Raw genomic sequence first — 19753 nt, forward strand, 5'->3', positions numbered from 1 at the left:
TACTTAAACAATCTTTGAACAATACAATTGTAACCTATATTGGTTTTGCAATTGGGGCGGCCAATACCTTGTTTTTGTACACCAATTTTATGCAACCCAGTAATTATGGTCTAATACAGGTTATATTGTCTGTGTCTGCTGTATTAATGCCCATTTTGGCATTTGGGGTGCCTAATAGTTTGGTGAAGTTTTATTCTAGTTTTAAGAATGAAAAAAGTCAAGATTCATTTTTGACTCTTATGCTGGTATTACCGTTGGTATTGATTATTCCTGTTGCTTTTATTAGCTATGTTGCCAATGATGCGATTGGTAGTTTACTTTCTCGACAAAATGATGTGGTTAAAGATTATGTTTGGCATATTTTTTTGGCCGGTATGGCAATGTCTTATTTTGAGGTCTTTTATGCCTGGGCACGAATACAGATGAAATCTATGTTCGGTAACTTTATGAAAGAGATATTTTGTAGGGTGGGGCAAACCATTTTATTGATTCTGCTATGGTTCAAATTAATTGAAATCGATTTTTTTATTAATGCTTTGATAGGGTTTTATTTAGCTCGTGCATTAATAATGAAACTATACTCTTTTAGCTTAAGAGCCCCAAGATTAGATTTTAAACTACCTGATAATTGGAAAAATATAGTAAGATATAGTGCCTTAATAATTCTTGGAGGATCAACTGCAATTGTTTTATTAGAGATAGATAAGGTAATGTTGAACAATTATCTTGAACTTGAAAATGTGGCATTCTACGCAGTGGCTGGTTTTATAGCATCAACCATAGCCGTGCCATCTAAAGCAATGCATCAAATTACATATCCATTAACGGCAACATATCTAAATAATAAAGATATGGCTGCACTTTCACAGTTATATCAAAAAAGTTCATTGACGTTGTTCATTGTATCTGGAATTCTATTTCTATTGATTCTTTTAAACCTTAATGAGCTTTACGAATTTTTGCCCGAGAAATATTCTGGTGGTTTTATGATCGTATTTTGGGTGGGTTTGGCAAAGGTGTTCGATGCAATTTTGGGAAATAATAATTCTATTCTGTTCAATTCGGACTACTACACATCTATTTTATTATTTGGGGTTTTGTTGGCAGTTCTTGCCATTTTATTTAATCTTTGGTTAATTCCAAATTTTGGAATAGATGGGGCGGCCATAGCTAGTTTTAGTGCCTTTTTCGTGTATAATACCTTAAAACTTGGCTACGTAAAGTCAAAATTTAAAATGCAACCTTTTACCAATGAAACAGTAAAGGTATTGGGTTTATTGATAGTTATAGGGATTGTTTTTTCTACATTCTCATTTTCTTTTCATCCGTTGGTGAACATAGTTTTAAAAAGCATTTTAATGATATTGGTTTATGTTACGTTCCTGTATCGTTTTAAAATATCTGAAGATGTTTATGGGTTTTTGAACAAGTTTTTAAAGCGTTGATTACATTCTATTTTCTTCTTGTTTGCTTGATTTTTGAATACCGTATTGCTGCTTGTATATCTTAACAATGATGAGGAATAAATTAATGATAAGCGGACCAAATATTAAACCTACGAATCCAAATAACGGAATACCTATTAACACCCCAATTAGTGTGATTAACGGGTGAGTGCTATCAAGTGATTTCAAAACAAAAAGTCGAATTAGGTTGTCTGTCATGCCCACTACTAAAATTCCATAAATCAATATTCCCCAAGCTTGAAACTCATCGCCGCTTGCTAAACTCAATACAAAAACAGGGAATATGCCTACAAAGGTGCCTATAAACGGAATCATAGAACCAATTGTCACTATCACAAACCAAAATAACGGATTGTCTACGCCAAAAATATAGAATCCGATGAGCGCAATAATACCTTGGGCTAAAGCAACTAGTGGAATAGCTATGGCATTTGATCGTACTACGTTGTCAATTTCCTTACCTAAGGTTACCAGGTTTTTATTACTTAAGGGAATATATTCAAGCAATGAATCTTTGAGCTGTTTAGGGCTTTTAAGCATGTAGTATAGTAGAAATAACAAGATGCCTAGAGATATAAATACATTAAATGTACCACTCGCAAAACCTTGCATATTATCCGTTAACCAACCCGATGCCTGTTTGGGGTCAATGGTAGACGAGACATCATAATCTATATATTTCTCTACTTGAAATAACTGGTCTTTAAAAGCTTTGGTTACCTGTTCCGATTTATCTGCTAAATTTCCTAATTCTGAGCTCAGCATGAATCCTGCTCCGGTCAAAGGGATAAAAATTCCAATGAAAGCTATGAATATGAGCAGTATGGCCGCCCACATTCTTTTAACTCCTTTATTAATCAATTTTAGCATCCATTTTCTAAGCACTACGTAAAGCGTGAGTGCACCCAAGACTCCAGAAATATAAGGAAGCATGTATTTGATGATCAATCCGCCTAAAAAAATAATAAGAGACAATATAATGAGTTGCCTAAGAACCTTGTGATTAATTTTTTTCATTGCGGTTGTTGAAGATGGATTGTTAACTGGGTGAAAATTAAACTTATATACGTAGCTTGGTTAACTCACATACGTATTTTAGTAGTCCTAAAGTATTTTTAGCGATAACTGATGAAACCTAGTTAACTTTGGGGCTGCAATGACTTTAAAACAGACACATATAGTTGAAGAAATTTCCTGTCCAATGAGGTTGCAGGAGTATGGAGTAGGGGTGTTTCAACAAATTGCAACCAAATCGGCTTTAAAAAAAGCGCTCAAAAAAAGTCTGATAACAGTTAATGGGCAAATAGCCAGTTCAGCTACCGTAATTAAAGGTGGTGAAAGAATAGAGTACCAGTTTACTTCTGATCAAAAAACGAAAACACGACTTGTTCTTAAATTAGATGTGGTTTATGAAGATGAGTATTTGGCTGTTATCAACAAACCAGCGGGCATTTTGGTAAGTGGTAACGGTTTCAAGACGGTAGCTAATGCATTGGTTCAGAATCTAAACCCTAGTAAAGCGGCAGATGCGGTTAGTCCTCAACCGGCACATCGTTTGGATTATGCAACTACAGGTTTACTTTTAGTAGGTAAAACCAGTAGTGTTATCACCAAACTAAATCGGTTATTTGAATATAAAAAAATAGCTAAAGAGTATAATGCCGTTACCATTGGTGCAATGCAACCTGAAGGTAGTATTGAATTAAAAATCGATGATAAACCTGCTAGTTCAACTTTTAAAGTTATGGCATCGGTAGTATCAGAAAGATTTTCATTTTTAAATTTGGTAGCACTGAGTCCACATACTGGTCGAAGGCATCAACTTAGAAAACACCTATTATCTATTGGTCATCCAATTTTAGGGGACGCTACCTATTATTTAGATGGTTTGCAGTTAAAAGGAAAAGGAATGTATTTACACGCAAGTAAACTTCAGTTCATACATCCTATTACACATGAGGAAATGAATATATCTTCTAGTCTACCAAAGATGTTTATCAAATTATTTCCAGAAATGCATTTTGAATAATAAAAAAAGCGCCGCAATGAATGAATTCAATACGGCGCTTTACAACTAACCAACCTAAAAACTTCTTTTAATTTCTTCTGCTACTTCTAGTGGCTGCACTAGTTCTAGAGCTTGAGCTTCTAGACGGAGCTTTACTTACGGTTCTTGAACTAGAGCTTCTACTTACCGTACTTCTAGAAGGACTCTTAGTCGCTTTTCTAGTAACTGTACTACGTTGTGTTCTTGTAGTAGTAGCGGTTCTAGTATTTGCACTTTTCCTAACGGGCTTTTTATACGTTGTTGTACTTCTTTTTACGGTTGTACTTCTTGGTGTACGTGTAACTTCTCTTTTAGTTACGGTTCTATTAGGTGTGCTACGGTTTACGGTAGTGCTTGTACTTCTTTTAACCGTACCGTTTTTAGAACTTCTGGTTACAGATCTGTTTTGAACGGCTCTACCGTTATTGGTATTACTACGTTTTACTGTTGTTGATCTTTTAACCGTTGAATTTCTATTGTTCCTTGACGTGTTATTAGAAGCTACTGTTCTACTTGTTCTTAAACCATTATCTCTTTTGGCTACAGTTCTATTACTTCTGTACGTATTGTTTCTAACCGCAACACGTTTGTCGTTTCTATAAATGTTAGCTCTATTTCTTCTTACTTTGTTATATCTATAAGGCTTACCAATATTTACATATGCCCTTCTAAAATTATTTCTGTAAGGTCTATAGTAAGAATATCTTACTGGTGTATAATATCTTCTATATGGACTATTGAATACCAAACTAAAACCAATTGCCGGTCTAACAAACCATCTATGGAAAGGACGGTAAACATAGTTTCTATTGTACACATTTATGTAACCAGTATGGTAATCATAAAAACCACGGTTGTTATAATATACATACATACCACCTATATTACGCACTCTGTTATTTCTATAGTTGATGTCAACATCACCAATTTGACTAACACGACCATAATAATCATAATAGATAGGCACGTTTTCTACTTGAATAACTGCACCATAATCATCATATTGAGCATAAGGACTATAGTCGTAACCTGAGTTGAACGTAACTCCGTTCTTACTACCTGTTACTTGGTTTTCGATATAAAAATCGAATTCACCATCTGGGTAAACAGAAAAAGTAATTCCGTTTTCTATAAAAATAAATGAGTTGTCATATCTATAAGTATTGCTGGTTGCAACCTTATCTTCGCTAATACCTGAAGCGAAAACACCTGTGGTGCTAAAAATCATCGCTGTAAAAAGGAGTACTAAGTTCTTCATAATATAAGGTTTAAATCTGCCCCTTAGGCAGTTGTTCTAAATGTAATTATTTACATTCCCTTAGTACATTACAAACAGCGTGCCAAAAAACAAAACCATTGATTATGATTCTGATAATCAATGGTTTAAAATATATTTGAATACTTTGTTTTTTAAGTAAAATTAATTTATTTTCTCTTTTAGGTAGTTTGCTGTGTACGATTTTTTACTTTTTACAACCTCTTCTGGAGTACCTTCGGCTAATAATTGTCCCCCATTTTCTCCACCACCCCGTCCAAGATCAATGATGTAGTCTGCACATTTTATTAAGTCGATATTATGCTCAATGACTACAATAGAATGTCCTTTCTTTATTAGTGCATTAAAGGACTTTAATAATTTTTGAATATCGTGAAAATGTAAACCCGTTGTTGGTTCGTCAAAAATGAAAAGTGCCTTTTCTTTAGTGCTTCCTTTAATTAAGAAAGAAGCCAGTTTAATACGTTGAGCCTCACCACCGGATAGGGTAGAAGATGATTGCCCTAAAGTTACATAGCCTAAACCTACATCTTGTAAAGGTTTTAATTTGGTTACAATTTTGGTCTGCTCTCCGGTTTCAAAAAACTGAATAGCATCATCAATAGTCATATTAAGTACATCGTCAATGTTGGCATTATTGAAGGTTACTTCCAATACTTCTTTTTTAAACCTTTTACCGCCACAAGTTTCGCATTCTAAATGCACATCTGCCATAAACTGCATTTCTACGGTAATCTCACCTTCTCCTTTACATTTCTCACATCTTCCTCCATCAACATTAAATGAAAAATGCTTTGCCTGGTAGTTTCTTATTTTGCTCAGTTTTTGACCGGCATACAAGCTTCTAATATCGTCGTATGCTTTTATATAGGTTACAGGATTAGAGCGTGAAGACCTACCAATGGGGTTTTGGTCTACAAATTCTACATGCTTAATATGTTTAAATTTACCTTCAACGGATGTATGCTGACCTGCTTTTTCTCCATAACCACCGGTTTCTTTTAATACAATAGGATACAGCAGTTTCTTCACCAAAGTACTTTTTCCACTACCGGATACTCCCGTAACCACAGTAAGCATATCTAAAGGAAAAGTTACATTGATATTCTTTAGGTTGTGTTCGCGCACGCCATTTATGGTAATATGGTTTTTAGAAGTTCTACGTTCTTTGGGAACTTTAATCTCCATTTTTCCATTTAAATACTGAGCTGTGAGCGATTTTGATTTAAGTATTTCAGTAAGGGTGCCTTGAGCTACTACTTCACCGCCATGTGTACCGGCTTCCGGACCTATATCAATAACCACATCTGCAGCTTTCATGATATCCTCATCATGTTCAACTACAATTACGGTATTCCCTAGATTACGTAACGAGAGCAAGACTTCAATTAAATTTTCAGTATCTCGTGGATGCAAACCTATACTTGGTTCATCTAATATGTACATGGATCCTACCAAACTACTACCTAATGAAGTTGCCAAATTTATTCGCTGACTTTCCCCACCTGATAGGGTATTGGATTTTCTATTAATGGTAAGGTAATTTAATCCCACCTTATCCAAAAAACCTAAACGAGTGTTTATTTCAATCAAAAGCCTTGACGCAATTGTAGCATCATTTTCATTCAGCTCAAGTTCATTAAAGAAGGCTATTAATTTTTCTATGGACAAACCAACTAAAGACGAAATAGAGGCTCCCCCAACTTTTACATAATCCGTTTCCGGTCGTAAACGTTTTCCATTACAGACATTACATTTGGTTTTTCCTCTATATCTAGAGAGCATTACCCTGTTCTGAATTTTATAGCTTTTCTCTTCTAACATTCCAAAGAACTTATGAAGTCCTATAAAATGTGCATTTCCGTCCCATACCAGTTGTTTTTGCTCTTCAGAAAGTTCAAACCATGGTTTATGAATAGGAAAATCATATTTGTATGCCGAGTTGACCAGTTGATCTCTGTAAAAACTCATGCTTTCTCCTCTCCATGGGAAAATTGCATTTTCGTAAACGGATAATGCTGTATTTGGTACAACTAAATCTTCATCTATACCAATAACATCTCCGTAGCCTTCACATTTAGGACAGGCGCCATACGGATTGTTAAAGCTAAAAAGGTGAACATTTGGTTCTAAGAACGTCATGCCATCTAGCTCAAACTTATTGCTAAAAAGTGTTTGTTCGCCATCTGCCAATTCCTCTATCATACATTCGCCTTTACCTTCAAAAAAGGCAGTATCCACAGCATTTGCCAGTCGATTATAAAAATCCTCGTCGTCTTTGGTAATGATCCTGTCAATTACTAGATCAAATTGCTTTCCAATATCTTCGGGTGCTTGGTCAATACGAATTACTTTGTCGTTATACTTAATACGTGCATAACCTTGTTTTGAAAATAACTCCAAAGATTTTAGGGCATCTCTATCTTCCCGAATGGTAATAGGTGCCAGTAGTAATAACTTTGTGCCCTCATCATAGCTTTTTACATGATCCACAACATCGGTTACGGTATGTTTTTTTACTTCCTTGCCAGAAATAGGGGAAAAAGTCTTGCCTATACGTGCGTATAATAATTTTATATAATCATATATCTCAGTTGTGGTGCCCACCGTAGACCTTGGGTTGGTAGAGTTTACTTTTTGCTCAATAGCAATAGCGGGGGCTATACCTTTAATATAATCTACTTTTGGTTTGTCTAGCTTGCCCAAAAACTGTCGGGCATAAGAAGATAAACTTTCTACATATCGTCTTTGACCTTCAGCATACAGTGTATCAAAAGCTAGACTAGATTTACCAGAGCCAGATAAACCGGTAATGACAACCAGCTTATTTCTAGGTATTACAACATCTATATTTTTTAAGTTGTGCAGTTTAGCACCCTTAATTATAATGTTCTCTTTCGGATTTACTTCGGCAAGTGTGGGCATAAAAATATCTAAGATTACAAAGATACACTTTGCCTTTTTTCTGAACTAAAAAATGCCGCTTATCTAAATTTATCGGAAGAAATTTTCACATTTTTATAAGAGTATTTATTTTTTTATATCTTTGGAATCTCATTATAATTCAATTCGCCTATAACGCAACATTACTTTTAAAAGTTAGAATTTAACCATTAGACCCTTATTCTTTTTGAATTTGGGGCTGCATTTTAACCCTACAAGTAACGTTATGGTAGTACAAGTTGAAGATTCCCAATTAGTAAAACAATACATTCTAGGTGACGAAAAAGCTATCGAAGCTTTGATCAACCGTCACAATTCTCGCTTAACCGGTTTTATCTATTCTAAAGTAGGTGACCGCGAATTGACCGAAGATATTTTTCAAGATACATTTATGAAAGTTATACGTACCCTTAAAAGAGGTGCTTATAATGAAGAAGGTAAATTTTTACCTTGGGTAATGCGAATAGCTCATAATTTGGTCATCGACCATTTTAGAAAGCATAATAGAATGCCTATGTACAATAGTAAAGAAAGCTATAATATCTTTTCTTTATTAGGTGATGATAGATTGAATGCAGAAAAGCAATTGATAAAGGAACAAATTGACACTGATCTTTTAAGAATGATCAAAGAACTTCCTGAAGATCAACAAGAGGTTCTAGAGATGCGTATATATAAGGATATGAGCTTTAAGGAAATTTCCGATAATACTGGCGTGAGTATTAATACCGCTTTAGGCAGAATGCGTTACGCTTTAATCAACTTAAGAAAGCTTGTGGAAGCTAATAATATAGTTTTAACGAATTAATTGGTCTTAGGTCGAGTGGATCTACTATCTTCATGTATGTGTCGTTCTTTAGATGAACCTAAACAACATATAGCATGGAAAAAATATACACAAAGAACCAGAGTAACACTAAAGAGGTAAAAGCTAAACCAGAAACAATTCAGTTTTTACTATCTTATTCTAAGTCTTTGAATATTACCGAAGCAGATGGATTACAGTTCGAGACGAATTTAAACTAAGAACAATCTTACATTATATATAAACCCTTAAGCAATTGCTTAAGGGTTTTTTTATGCCCAATTCTTAAAACTTTTTAAAAACTCAGTTTATTGAGAATATTTTTCTTGTAGGACAATAATTTATTATAACTCCTTATATATATGTATTCCATTGTATTGCAATACTTATGGGCAATTATCACATTTGCTGCTTTCTTACAATTTACCCGCCGAACTATGCTAAATACTATTTATTGTATGGAAATATACTTTTTCGATGTTTCACATCAAAAAAACGCGGTTTGACAACATACTTTTTCCTACAGCCCCCCTTTTCTATAGTTTTATATCAGAAATAAAAAACAAACCAATTAACTAAAAAGATTTTCCCAATCTTAACCAATTAAAGAAAGTAACTCGTATGAAACTACAAATTGAAGACTCAGAATTAGTTAAGGATTATATCAATGGTAACGAAGGTGCCCTTGAAATTTTAATTAACAGACACAATCAACGTATTACTAGTTTTATCTATTCTAAGGTTTTAGATAGGGATATCACAGAAGACATTTTTCAAGATACTTTTATTAAAGTAATCAAAACTTTAAAAAGAGGTAAGTATAGTGAAGAAGGTAAATTTTTACCATGGGTAATGAGAATTTCACATAACCTTATTATTGATCACTTTAGAAGAAACAAGAGAATGCCAATGTTTGAAGGTAGCGATGACTTTAATATTTTCTCTGTAATTGGAGATGATAAGTTGAACGCCGAAAAACAATTAATAAAAAATCAAATAGATACTGATCTTAGACAATTGGTTGAAGAGTTACCAGATGATCAAAAAGAAGTGCTTTTAATGCGTATCTATAAAGATATGAGCTTTAAGGAAATATCTGAAAATACGGGTGTTAGCATAAATACTGCTCTTGGTAGAATGCGTTATGCATTAATAAACCTTAGAAAAATCATAGAAAAAAACAACATCGTTCTTACCAATTAATATGGAGTAGAAATTAAATAAACAATATTTCCAAATTTGCTGCGTTATTTTATTGTAACAACGTAGGAAGTATGGAAAAAATTTACTCAGATTACCAAGAACAGACCGGATTTAACAAAGTATGTCCTAAAACAATCAATTTCTTATTGAGCTATTCACAAGCGCTCTATGAGTTTGAATACGAAGATTTAGAATTCGAAACATTTTTGAATTAATAAAAAAACCCGCAATTAGCGGGTTTTTTTATTTTTATAGTAGTCGTTAAGTACTGTTTTTCTTCCAATGGTCTTTGTAATGATATCTTTTTCAAGATCCCATCCTCTAGCTGGTGAGTATTCTCTACCATACCAAATAATTTGTAAATGAAGATCGTTCCATATTTCTTTTGGAAATAATCTTTTAGCATCCTTTTCTGTTTGTACTACATTTTTACCGTTGGTAAAACCCCACCTGTATAGCAACCTATGTATATGGGTGTCTACAGGAAATGCCGGTATACCAAATGCTTGAGATATTACCACACTCGCCGTTTTATGGCCAACTGCCGGTAATTCTTCTAAATCTGGCAAATTCTGGGGTACTTCACCATTATGTTTGTCTATCAATATTTTAGATAATCCATGAATACCTTTGGCTTTCATAGGAGACAAACCTACGGGTTTTATAATTTCCCTAATCTCATCTACACTTAGCTTAACCATGTCATATGGGTTGTCTGCCCTGGCAAAAAGTAATGGGGTAATTTTGTTGACCCTTACATCTGTACTTTGTGCCGACATCAATACGGCAATTAATAATGTATATGGGTCTTTATGGTCTAAAGGAACAGGAATTTCAGGATATAACTCTTGTAAAGTATCAATTGTAAAAGCTATTTTTTCGGCTTTCGTCATTAATTGTTTAATTTTGATTGAAAATATTTAAACACAAATTTAAAAAATATCATAGATGAATACATTAAAAGTTGGTGATAAAGTACCATCGTTTTCTGCAAAAGATCAAGATGGAAATACGGTCAATTTAACAGACTTTAAAGGGAAAAAATTAATCGTATTTTTCTATCCTAAAGCAAGTACACCAGGTTGTACTGCAGAAGCTTGCAATTTAAGGGATAATTATGCTGAATTACAAGCTCAAGGATATGAACTTTTGGGTGTAAGCGCGGATTCTGAAAAAAGGCAGACCAATTTTAGAAATAAATATGAGTTTCCTTTTCCTTTATTGGCAGATGAAGATCATACGGTAATCAATGCATTTGGTGTGTGGGGATTGAAGAAATTTATGGGGCGTGAGTATGATGGTATTCATAGAAAAACCTTTGTAATTGATGGTGATGGAATTGTTACGAAAGTGATTGATAAGGTAAAAACAAAAGACCATGCAGCTCAGTTATTAGATTGATTGTCAATATTTATAAATAAATAAAAAGCCCACTAGTAGTGGGCTTTTATACTTTGTATCAGTATTGTTTAGATGCTTATTTTGTTTCTTGTTCTTCAGTTTTTCTAGTGAACAATTGTTTTTGCTTTATAATTTCCGCAATACCTTCAGGTAACATTTCTTCCCAACCATCTTCATTGTTCATAAGCTTCTTAAGAACATCTCTAGAGAAAATATGCATAACATCTGGTTCGTAATCTATAATGTCCATTACCTTTCCATTGTATTTAAAGAATTTGTACAACTCTTTCATACGTGGGTGTACTTTAACATTGTTACTTGTCATGATCTGCCCGGTATCTGGGTTTTTCATTGGGTACAAGTATACCTGTAAATCCTTAAAGAATAATTTACCAAAAGCTTCAAGTATACCACCACTTAAATGGCGGTAATATTTCTCATCGAATATATCTACCAGGTTGTTGACACCCATGGTAAGACCAATTCTGTTCTTGGTATAATTGTTAAAATATTCTACTAATTTATAATACTCTTGAAATTTAGAAATCATTACAGAATGACCTAGAGAACACAGTAATTCTGCTCTGTCCATAAAGTCTTGCTCGTCAATTTCACCAGAAGCTTTTAGGTTTGAAAGTGTTATTTCAAAAATTACAATAGTATTGTTTTGATCAACACCTTTATCTCTAATGAAAATGTCATATGACTTTTCAAACATGTCTAAATTGACCTTGGTAACGGGTCTAAAACTACCACGTAAAGCCAATATGTTCTTTTTGTAAAGAACGGCAGCAGGTAAAAGGTTATTACCATCTGGACCGAACATTACGGCATCTGTCATATCATTTTTAATAAGCTGTAAGCTCATTAAACGATTATCTACCTCTTTAAAATTTGGTCCGGAGAAATTGATCATGTCAATTTCCAATATATCTTTATCTATATGGTCATATAGATATTTCAACATTTTCTTTGGTTTATGATATTTGTAAAAAGCACCATAAATTAAGTTAACGCCCAGTATACCCAAAGTTTCTTGTTGTAATCTTGCTTCGTTCTGCTTAAAACGAATGTGAAGAATGATCTCGTCGAATTCTTTTTGATTAGGGTCTAATTGGTACCTAATTCCTACCCATCCATGACCTTTGTAACGCTTTGAAAAATCTATGGTCGCTACTGTATTTGCATATGAGAAAAACAATCTTTCAGGGTGGTTTTCTCTGCTAATACGTTCTTCCATTAACTGCATTTCGTAATCCAGCATTGTTTTTAATCTTGCTTGGGTTACATAGCGTCCATCAGATTCTATGCCGTAAATAGCATCACTAAAATCTTTATCATAAGCACTCATTGCCTTGGCAATGGTGCCAGATGCACCACCGGACCTAAAGAAATGACGGGCAGTTTCTTGCCCGGCGCCAATTTCTGCAAAAGTTCCGTAGATATCCGGATTTAAATTTATTCTTAAGGTTTTTGCCTTTATAGAGGGAATATTTTCAAAAACACTATCTCTTTTTAATACCGATGCCATTTTGTTAGCTGTTTAACTTTTAACAAAGTTATAAAGAATGGTTGTGACAACGAGCAATAGCCGTGAAAAATTGGAAGAAGTTTTGGTAATTGTTTTAATTGCCTTTCATTTCTGTCAATCTATTTAAATTCCATCATCAATTTTATTAAAAAGGAATTAAATTTGTAGCACATGACCAATGAATTAAGTGTTACTTTTTTAGGAACGGGAACTTCTCAAGGTATTCCAATTATTGGCAGTACGCATCCTGTTTGTTTGAGTAGTGATCAAAAAGATAAAAGACTTCGGGTTTCGGTATTACTTTCATGGAAAGAATATAACTATGTTATTGATTGTGGTCCAGATTTTAGGCAACAAATGCTGAAGCAGAACGTAACTCGACTTGACGGTATTTTGTATACTCATGAGCATTCTGATCATACTGCCGGTTTAGATGATATTCGCCCCTATTTTTTTAGACAGGGTAACATTCCGCTGTATGCACATAGTAGGGTAGTGGCCTCTTTAAAGAAAAGATTTGACTACATTTTTGTGGAAAAAGATAAATACCCTGGGGCACCCACTGTTGATATTCATTTGGTAAATAATAATCACCCATTTACAATTGGCGATAGGTTGGTAACACCCATTAATGTTATGCATAATAAAGTGCAGGTTTTTGGGTATAGAATAGGCGATTTTACCTATTTAACGGATGTTAAAACTATAGCGCCAGAAGAATTGGAAAAAATTAAAGGTTCTAAAGTGGTAGTGGTAAACGCATTACGACAAGAGCCTCATATTTCACATTTTAATTTAGAAGAGGCTCTGGACTTTATTGAATTAATTAAACCAGAAAAAGCATATTTAACACACATAAGTCACTTACTTGGTTTTCATAATGAGGTAGAAAAATCTTTACCTAATAATGTACATTTGGCTTATGATAATTTAAAAATTACCATTTAACTATGAAGAGCAAAATATTTCTTTACCTGTTTTTATTTGTATCATTAATTTGTCTGTACTTATTTGTAAGTAGTAATAACATAGTAAAAGCCGGATCGGAGAAAATTTTAAAATTGGAGGACCAAGTGGAACTTTTAAAAGATTCTGTACAGAAATCTTCTTTAAAAGTATTGGATATGCAGTACTTTTCATTGGAAAATAATGATGACGCCTTAGCTTATTTTGATCATTTAGATTTGGAAAATCCTGCTGGCTATATTGCTGATAAATTATTGGAAACCAATGCCCAAAAGGGTGATAATCCTTTAGTGCCTTATGAAGGCATGCAAAACGATTTTAAAATCAATAAGATAAAAGTTCTTAACCATAAATGGATATTGACCGATTTTTCCGATGGAAAATATTGGGGAGAACTATTGATTAGATATGAGCTAAAAGATGATCTCGGAGTGGATTTCACTTTAATAGATCACTTGTTATATACCCGTAGCAATTAGAGTTTAGTAGAAATCCATTTTTGTAGCGAATAAAAATTTTGCGGTGCTACACCATGCCCAGCGGGAAATTCTTCAAAAACATGTTTTATATTTAATTTCTCTAATAATAAAGGAGCTTTTCGTGCCCATTCTATTGGGATAACCTGATCCATGTCTCCATGAGAACAATAAAAGTTAAGATGTTCAAAATTGTTCTCTTTATAGGTTTCTACGAGAATATTTTCATTGATATAACCACTTAAAGCAATAATGTTATTAACCTTTTCGGGGTATGACAAAGCCACGGCATAACTAAGTATGGTACCTTGACTAAACCCTAAAAGGCTCACATTGTTTTCATCTAAGCCATAGGTAGAACAAGCTTCATCAATAAAGCTTTTTATTTTATCACGAGATTCAATGGCTTGATCGTCATCGCTCCATTTTCCTTTGTCATTATCAAAATTTATGGCATACCATGCATAACCGTAGGGTTGTAAAACGTAAGGTGCGCGCACGGATATTATACATAATTCCTCAGGTAATTCAGACGCAAAAGAGAATAAATCTTCTTCATTGCTACCGTAACCGTGCAGCATAAAAAGTACTGGTGGTTTTTTATCGGTAAGGCTAGAAGGTCTAATAATGTGTTCTAAAGATAGGGGAGCTGTTGTCATGATATTAATTGATAAAAGTGAACCATTTTTGGAAATAGGGGCCCAAAACGGGAACCGATTGTTCTTTGTTTGCCAATGCGCCTATAAAGCCATAAAACCAAAGTACAATATAGAATATGTAAAGACCATAAAAGCCATAAACATTTCCCCATTGCGCATTTAATAGAGCAAAAGCAATAAAAATTAGGTGAAGTCCGAAAGCTTGTCTTGTATGAAACCGAGCAAATTTGTGCTGTGGTTCGGCATTCATAGAAAGGGCAATTAAAGCCCCTACAATTGTTAGGTAGGCTACAATAGCCGTAGTTTTCCCAGGTATGTTAGAATTTTTTTCCACTACTTATGCATTTAATACTAATTGGTTATTTGCAATGGCGCCTACTACTTTTCCTTTCATTTGTTTGCCGATTGCGATGGAGTTTTTACTAGAACTAAAAATGTGATCTTTTGAAAATTCGTAAGTATCATTTACTGTAAAAAGCGAAAGATTCGCTTTTTGACCCACTTCCAATAGTGGTTCTTCCATGCCAAAGATAGAGCGACCTTTTGTTAGTATTGCAATGGTCTCTTCTACATTGAATAATTCATTAAGCATACCAAAAGCACTTTCTAAACCAATGGTACCAAAATCGGCATTATCGAACTCCACATGTTTTAGTTCAACATTCAAAGGGGTATGGTCTGTGGTAACTAAATCTATTGTTCCGTTTGCAACACCTTTTTGTAAAGCTTTTATATCTGCTGAAGTTCTAAGTGGCGGTAATACTTTATATTGTGTGTCAAAATCTTCTAGGTCACTATCGGTTATCACAAGGTTATGTGCTGCAACACTACAGGTTACTTGTAAACCTTTCTTCTTTGCATCAGCAATAAGCTTTACTGATTTGGCAGTGGAAATCGTTGGTATAAAAAGTTTGCCGCCAGTATATTCCAACACGAATAAATCTCTTGCAATCTGTAATTCTTCCGCTAAAGCCGGTATTCCTTTTAAACCTAATTTGGTACTTGTAATTCCTTCGTTTACGATACCTTTTCCGGAAATACTTTTATCCAGCGGAAACGAAAATACCATTCCGTCAAAATTTTGAGCATATTGCAAGGCTATCTTTAACATGTTGGCATTTGCCAAAGAATGCTTGTAATCGTAAAATCCTAAAGCTCCTGCATTTTTCATATCATAAAGTTCGGCAAGAACCTCTCCTTCACCGCCCACAGTTAAATTTCCTAAAGGATGCAAGGTTGTCAATTGGTCTTTTCCTGCATTTTTTAAGTATACTATATCTGAAGCTGAATCTGGTGTTGGGTGGCTACTGGTATTTAAGACCACATCTGTAAATCCGCTTTTTGCAGCCGTTTGTAGTCCGTTTTCAATAGTTTCCCTTTCTTCATAACCTGGTTCGCCAAAACTTACACCGCTATCGAACCAGCCTAAAGAAACATGTAGGTTTTTTATATCGATTACCTTGATTTTTCCAGTAGGTTCAATTTGGTTCTCTATAGCCTCAATGACCCCGTTCTTAATGAGAATGTCTCTCTTTTTTAAATGAAGATCTGTAGTGTTCCCATTTATTATAGTAACTGATTTTAAGAGTGCATTCATAGGGTTATGGGTAGTTCGTTATTAGCTTATTTTAAGAATCTTTGAAGTGCCGTTTCAATCAAAACAAATGCCAGTGCTAAAATAGCAAACCATTTCCAAAACTCGTTTATGGCGTTGTTTTTTTGACTTTCTAAAAAGAAATTCGACAATGATGTATTACTGTTTTCTGGAAGTGCTGCATAAAGTAACTCACTTTCCTTTCTGTTGTCATTAAAGCTGATATGCCTTAGAATTTTTTTATTATGCATTATTTTATAAATGCCCGCATCTGTAGGATTGTCCATAAAATTAATCTGTACTTTTTTAGGAAGCACACGTTGTTGCGGAATAAACTCATTGTTTTCGTTTGATATTTTTATAATATCATCTTGTTGCAATGTAATTGGTACCTCCACCTCTGTGTTATTACCAATGCTGGTATATAAAGGAGGGAGCTTTAAACTGTTCATGCCCATGTTATAAAAGACGGGAACAATTAGCGGGGAGTTTTTAAAATTAGAGTTATCATTATTTAACGCTGCAGAAAAGAAATACGAACCATCGTTGCCAATTATAAAAGGGTCTTTATTTTGAAATTCAATAGCTATTGGTGCCTTAGTATTGATCTTAAAATGCCCACTTGCTTTTGGAAACTGAAAATTGGTTACCTGTTTTTCAAAAACATTTGTAAATAGGGAATGTGCCGTTATAACGTTGGAAATTGCTGCTTCTTGAGCAATGGTATTGCTGTATTGGCTATTGTAATAAGATGTTGCTAAGGTATTGTATGAATTGGTGTCGCCATTGGTTGCCGGTATTAAAACAAAACTTCCACCATTTTTACTTAAAGTGTTTATTGCTGTAACCAGTGAACTTGGTAAGTTTTCAATTTCATTGAGTATTACTAAATCTTGATTTTCGATACTACTATAATTCAACTGACTTAATGAACTTGTAGAAAAATTGAATTCATCATCGGTGTAAATACGCTTTAAAAAGTCGGCAGAAGAATTACCGATTGCCAACACATTAATTTTCGACTTTTCGTCAATATTAAAGTAGAACTGGTTGTCATAGTCCAACCCTGTATCGGTAATGGCTACTTTACCCAAAAGAATATCTTTAGCGTTGATGGTAAAACTTACTTCAGCCTTTTTTCCATTATTGAACTTGGCGGCAGTTTTGGCAATAAGTTTATCATCGTTAAATAAGGAAACGGGTATTGTTTCATCTTCCGTATTTGTACTCAATTGTGCTATTAACTCTATGTTCTCATTTGTTCGATCGCCTATGAAAACAGAGTCAATTGAGGTGTTTTTAATTTGAGAATTAATTGGTTTAATAAACTCAATGTTGATATTCTCTAAAGTATCTATTTCAGTAGGATTGCCCATGCGCTGTTGAAAATCCGATATGAGAACAAGGTTCTTTTGTGATGCATTGTTTTTGGAAAAGAAAGTATTTCCTTTTAAAACAATTTCGTTAATATCTAGTTGTTCAGAAGAAACGGTAAGATTCAGCAGTTCGTTTTGAATATCACTCACTACTACATTCTTAAAGACCTGTTTATTGGTAAATAGTGTAAATCGTTTGTCTTTTGGTATATATTTAATAAAATCTTGAATGGTGTTATTAAAGAGATTGCTGCCTTCCACTTGTCCATTCATACTATATGAATCGTCTAAATAAAATACCGTTTCCTTTTCTTGAAGTGCGGTACTATTGGCAATAAAGGGCTGGGCAAAGGCGATTACCAAAGCTGCCAATAACCCCATTCTGGCAAATAACAATAGCCATTTTTTTAATGAGCTACTCTTTCTAGATTCAGAAACTACTAGTTTTAAGAATTTTACATTGGTAAATGGTGTTTTCTTAAAACGGCGTAATTGAAATAAATGAATTAATATAGGAATAAGTAGTAGTAAAAGACCCCAAAGAAGTTCTGGATATTTAAATTGCATTCCTAATTTTGATTAGGTCAAAGATAATTATTTTGAATTTAGAAGTTTGTGAGAATACAACTATTATTTTTTGAAACTGAGATTAGCAAAAGAAGTAGTAATCTATTGCAGGTTTTAGATTCAATTTTTGAAAAAAGGATTTGATCTGCACTTGTTCTTCTTCATTGGCAACGGTTATTATTGTTTTGGAATGGTCAAGGTTCTTCAATGCGGAATAGTGTAGCAACTTAACACCATAAATATCTTTCCCTATTTTCTTTTGGTTATCGCAGACCCAATGAAATGGAATGTCTTTTTCCACTAAAGAACTTGCTATTGTCTTCCCTTTTTTACCTGCTCCCCAAACCACTAACTTGTGAGTTGGTTGCAGTTCAAGTTTCAAGAAATAATACAGTTTTATATCCAAAAAATAATTTTGTGCGTAGTGCTCGCTGGTGCGCGATGTTCTATGGTCATAATCTCGCCAATAGTGTAGGGTAGTAGTACAAGGTATGCATTGCAGCCCTTTTTCATAAAAACGAAAAGCCAGATCATAATCTTCTGGATAACGGTCTGGATTGAATGCATCGCATGCTTCAAAGTCAGCTCTGTGAACCATCCAGCAGGGAGAGGGAATTACACATTCTTTGTATGTCTCATTAAAATTGTCTCCGCTAGCTGTCAATTTGTTCAGCCACTTTTCATAACGGTCGTAGCCATCATTGACACCCTTTTCAGAAAAGTACTTTACTTTACCAACGGCAAGATGACCTTTTCCTTTTTGTATTAATGAGGTAACCATTGTTTCAATACGGTCTTTGGTCATATGGTCATCGGCATCCATTCTGGTAATATATTCGCCTTTGCTATGTTGATAAGCTTTTCTGAGAGCCGTTATGATGCCAGATTCATCATTGGAATATATTTTAAATCGAGCATCTTTGGTTGCAAAAGTATTGGCAATGGCTAAACTATTATCACTAGAATGATCGTTGATAGCAATAACTTCCCAATTTTTATAGGTCTGATTTTGTATGGAATTCAGGCATTCTTCAAAATATTCATCAACATCTTTAAAGGGAATAACAATACTTACAAGGGGATTTACCATGGCGGAAAGGTAATAAATAACTGAAATTCAATCTTTTCATTTGTCTGAAAAATAGACAGAAATAAAGAGATGAAAAATAATTAAGAAAAGGCTTTATTAGATAAGAAAACCTTTATATATTTGCACCCGCATTCAGGGAATACCTGATGAGGCACTCAGGAGAAATGGCAGAGTGGTCGAATGCGGCAGTCTTGAAAACTGTTGAGGGTCACACCTCCGGGGGTTCGAATCCCTCTTTCTCCGCGAAAAGTCCTTTAAAAGGCACCAAAAACCCTGTAAATCGTTGATTTACAGGGTTTTTCATTTTTATTGATTTCATTTAATATCAAATAATATCATTCTAAAAGGGGCTA

19 protein-coding genes and 1 tRNA gene are annotated in these 19753 nt (G+C 34.1%); 10 read left to right on the top strand and 10 right to left on the bottom strand.

Annotated elements, in window-relative coordinates:
• Positions 1 to 14: 14 nt before the first annotated feature.
• On the top strand, positions 15 to 1445 hold the full coding sequence (locus DCS95_RS18265; RefSeq protein WP_341865205.1) for a lipopolysaccharide biosynthesis protein: 1431 nt from the start codon (positions 15 to 17) through the stop codon (positions 1443 to 1445).
• On the opposite strand, the gene DCS95_RS18270 is transcribed toward DCS95_RS18265, so the two are convergent.
• A complete protein-coding gene (locus DCS95_RS18270; RefSeq protein ID WP_116772240.1) occupies positions 1446 to 2483 on the bottom strand; it encodes an AI-2E family transporter in 1038 nt (345 codons plus the stop codon). It lies immediately after the preceding gene.
• 139 nt (positions 2484 to 2622) lie between these two features.
• On the opposite strand from DCS95_RS18270, the gene DCS95_RS18275 reads away from it, so the two are divergent.
• On the top strand, positions 2623 to 3495 hold the full coding sequence (locus tag DCS95_RS18275) for an RluA family pseudouridine synthase (protein WP_116772241.1): 873 nt from the start codon (positions 2623 to 2625) through the stop codon (positions 3493 to 3495).
• A 67-nt stretch (positions 3496 to 3562) separates the two neighbouring features.
• Here the strand turns inward: DCS95_RS18275 and DCS95_RS18280 are convergent, their stop codons facing one another.
• Both DCS95_RS18280 and uvrA read right to left on the bottom strand, forming a co-directional pair.
• On the bottom strand, positions 3563 to 4771 hold the full coding sequence (locus DCS95_RS18280; protein ID WP_116772242.1) for a hypothetical protein: 1209 nt from the start codon (positions 4769 to 4771) through the stop codon (positions 3563 to 3565).
• A 162-nt stretch (positions 4772 to 4933) separates the two neighbouring features.
• Entirely contained in the window at positions 4934 to 7714 is a 2781-nt protein-coding gene (gene uvrA, locus DCS95_RS18285) for an excinuclease ABC subunit UvrA (RefSeq protein ID WP_116772243.1), read from the bottom strand.
• A gap of 244 nt (positions 7715 to 7958) precedes the next feature.
• On the opposite strand from uvrA, the gene DCS95_RS18290 reads away from it, so the two are divergent.
• The 4 genes from DCS95_RS18290 (at position 7959) to DCS95_RS20350 (ending at position 9955) form a co-directional block, all read left to right on the top strand.
• Positions 7959 to 8540 (top strand): RNA polymerase sigma factor, encoded by a 582-nt coding sequence (locus DCS95_RS18290; protein ID WP_116772244.1) that lies wholly within the window; start codon positions 7959 to 7961, stop codon positions 8538 to 8540.
• A 74-nt stretch (positions 8541 to 8614) separates the two neighbouring features.
• The gene (locus tag DCS95_RS20345; protein ID WP_164674237.1) at positions 8615 to 8758 is read left to right on the top strand and encodes a hypothetical protein; all 144 of its coding nucleotides are present in this window, start codon (positions 8615 to 8617) and stop codon (positions 8756 to 8758) included.
• Between the two features lie 400 nt (positions 8759 to 9158).
• A complete protein-coding gene (locus DCS95_RS18295) occupies positions 9159 to 9740 on the top strand; it encodes an RNA polymerase sigma factor (RefSeq protein WP_058103181.1) in 582 nt (193 codons plus the stop codon).
• A 71-nt stretch (positions 9741 to 9811) separates the two neighbouring features.
• Entirely contained in the window at positions 9812 to 9955 is a 144-nt protein-coding gene (locus DCS95_RS20350; protein WP_164674238.1) for a hypothetical protein, read from the top strand.
• Between the two features lie 15 nt (positions 9956 to 9970).
• On the opposite strand, the gene DCS95_RS18300 is transcribed toward DCS95_RS20350, so the two are convergent.
• Positions 9971 to 10633, bottom strand: coding sequence for an endonuclease III domain-containing protein (locus DCS95_RS18300; protein ID WP_116772245.1), 663 nt, complete (start codon positions 10631 to 10633; stop codon positions 9971 to 9973).
• A 55-nt stretch (positions 10634 to 10688) separates the two neighbouring features.
• Between DCS95_RS18300 and bcp the strand changes: the two genes are divergently transcribed.
• On the top strand, positions 10689 to 11141 hold the full coding sequence (bcp, locus tag DCS95_RS18305) for a thioredoxin-dependent thiol peroxidase (RefSeq protein WP_116772246.1): 453 nt from the start codon (positions 10689 to 10691) through the stop codon (positions 11139 to 11141).
• Positions 11142 to 11217: 76 nt separating this feature from the next.
• Here bcp and DCS95_RS18310 read toward each other — a convergent pair whose 3' ends face one another.
• Positions 11218 to 12672 carry a TonB-dependent receptor gene (locus DCS95_RS18310; RefSeq protein WP_116772247.1) on the bottom strand — a complete coding sequence of 485 codons (1455 nt, stop codon included), beginning with the start codon at positions 12670 to 12672 and terminating at the stop codon, positions 11218 to 11220.
• Positions 12673 to 12843: 171 nt separating this feature from the next.
• Between DCS95_RS18310 and DCS95_RS18315 the strand changes: the two genes are divergently transcribed.
• Both DCS95_RS18315 and DCS95_RS18320 read left to right on the top strand, forming a co-directional pair.
• Positions 12844 to 13620 (top strand): MBL fold metallo-hydrolase, encoded by a 777-nt coding sequence (locus tag DCS95_RS18315; protein WP_116772248.1) that lies wholly within the window; start codon positions 12844 to 12846, stop codon positions 13618 to 13620.
• Positions 13621 to 13622: 2 nt separating this feature from the next.
• Positions 13623 to 14117, top strand: coding sequence for a hydrolase (locus DCS95_RS18320; RefSeq protein WP_116772249.1), 495 nt, complete (start codon positions 13623 to 13625; stop codon positions 14115 to 14117).
• On the opposite strand, the gene DCS95_RS18325 is transcribed toward DCS95_RS18320, so the two are convergent.
• The 5 genes from DCS95_RS18325 to DCS95_RS18345 form a co-directional block, all read right to left on the bottom strand.
• A complete protein-coding gene (locus tag DCS95_RS18325) occupies positions 14114 to 14773 on the bottom strand; it encodes an alpha/beta hydrolase (protein ID WP_116772250.1) in 660 nt (219 codons plus the stop codon). The two genes, DCS95_RS18320 and DCS95_RS18325, sit on opposite strands and share 4 nt — an antisense overlap.
• A gap of 4 nt (positions 14774 to 14777) precedes the next feature.
• A complete protein-coding gene (locus DCS95_RS18330; RefSeq protein ID WP_116772251.1) occupies positions 14778 to 15107 on the bottom strand; it encodes a hypothetical protein in 330 nt (109 codons plus the stop codon).
• A gap of 3 nt (positions 15108 to 15110) precedes the next feature.
• Entirely contained in the window at positions 15111 to 16370 is a 1260-nt protein-coding gene (locus tag DCS95_RS18335; protein WP_116772252.1) for a dihydroorotase, read from the bottom strand.
• A 26-nt stretch (positions 16371 to 16396) separates the two neighbouring features.
• The gene (locus DCS95_RS18340) at positions 16397 to 18310 is read right to left on the bottom strand and encodes a BatA domain-containing protein (protein ID WP_116772253.1); all 1914 of its coding nucleotides are present in this window, start codon (positions 18308 to 18310) and stop codon (positions 16397 to 16399) included.
• Positions 18311 to 18392: 82 nt separating this feature from the next.
• Positions 18393 to 19400, bottom strand: a complete 1008-nt coding sequence (locus DCS95_RS18345) for a glycosyltransferase family 2 protein (RefSeq protein ID WP_116772254.1) — start codon at positions 19398 to 19400, stop codon at positions 18393 to 18395.
• A gap of 158 nt (positions 19401 to 19558) precedes the next feature.
• Here DCS95_RS18345 and DCS95_RS18350 point away from each other — a divergent pair.
• Positions 19559 to 19643: transfer RNA gene (locus DCS95_RS18350), tRNA-Ser, on the top strand.
• The last annotated feature ends 110 nt before the right edge of the window (positions 19644 to 19753 follow it).

This window comes from Maribacter litoralis, assembly GCF_003075045.1.
Lineage (GTDB): Bacteria > Bacteroidota > Bacteroidia > Flavobacteriales > Flavobacteriaceae > Maribacter > Maribacter litoralis.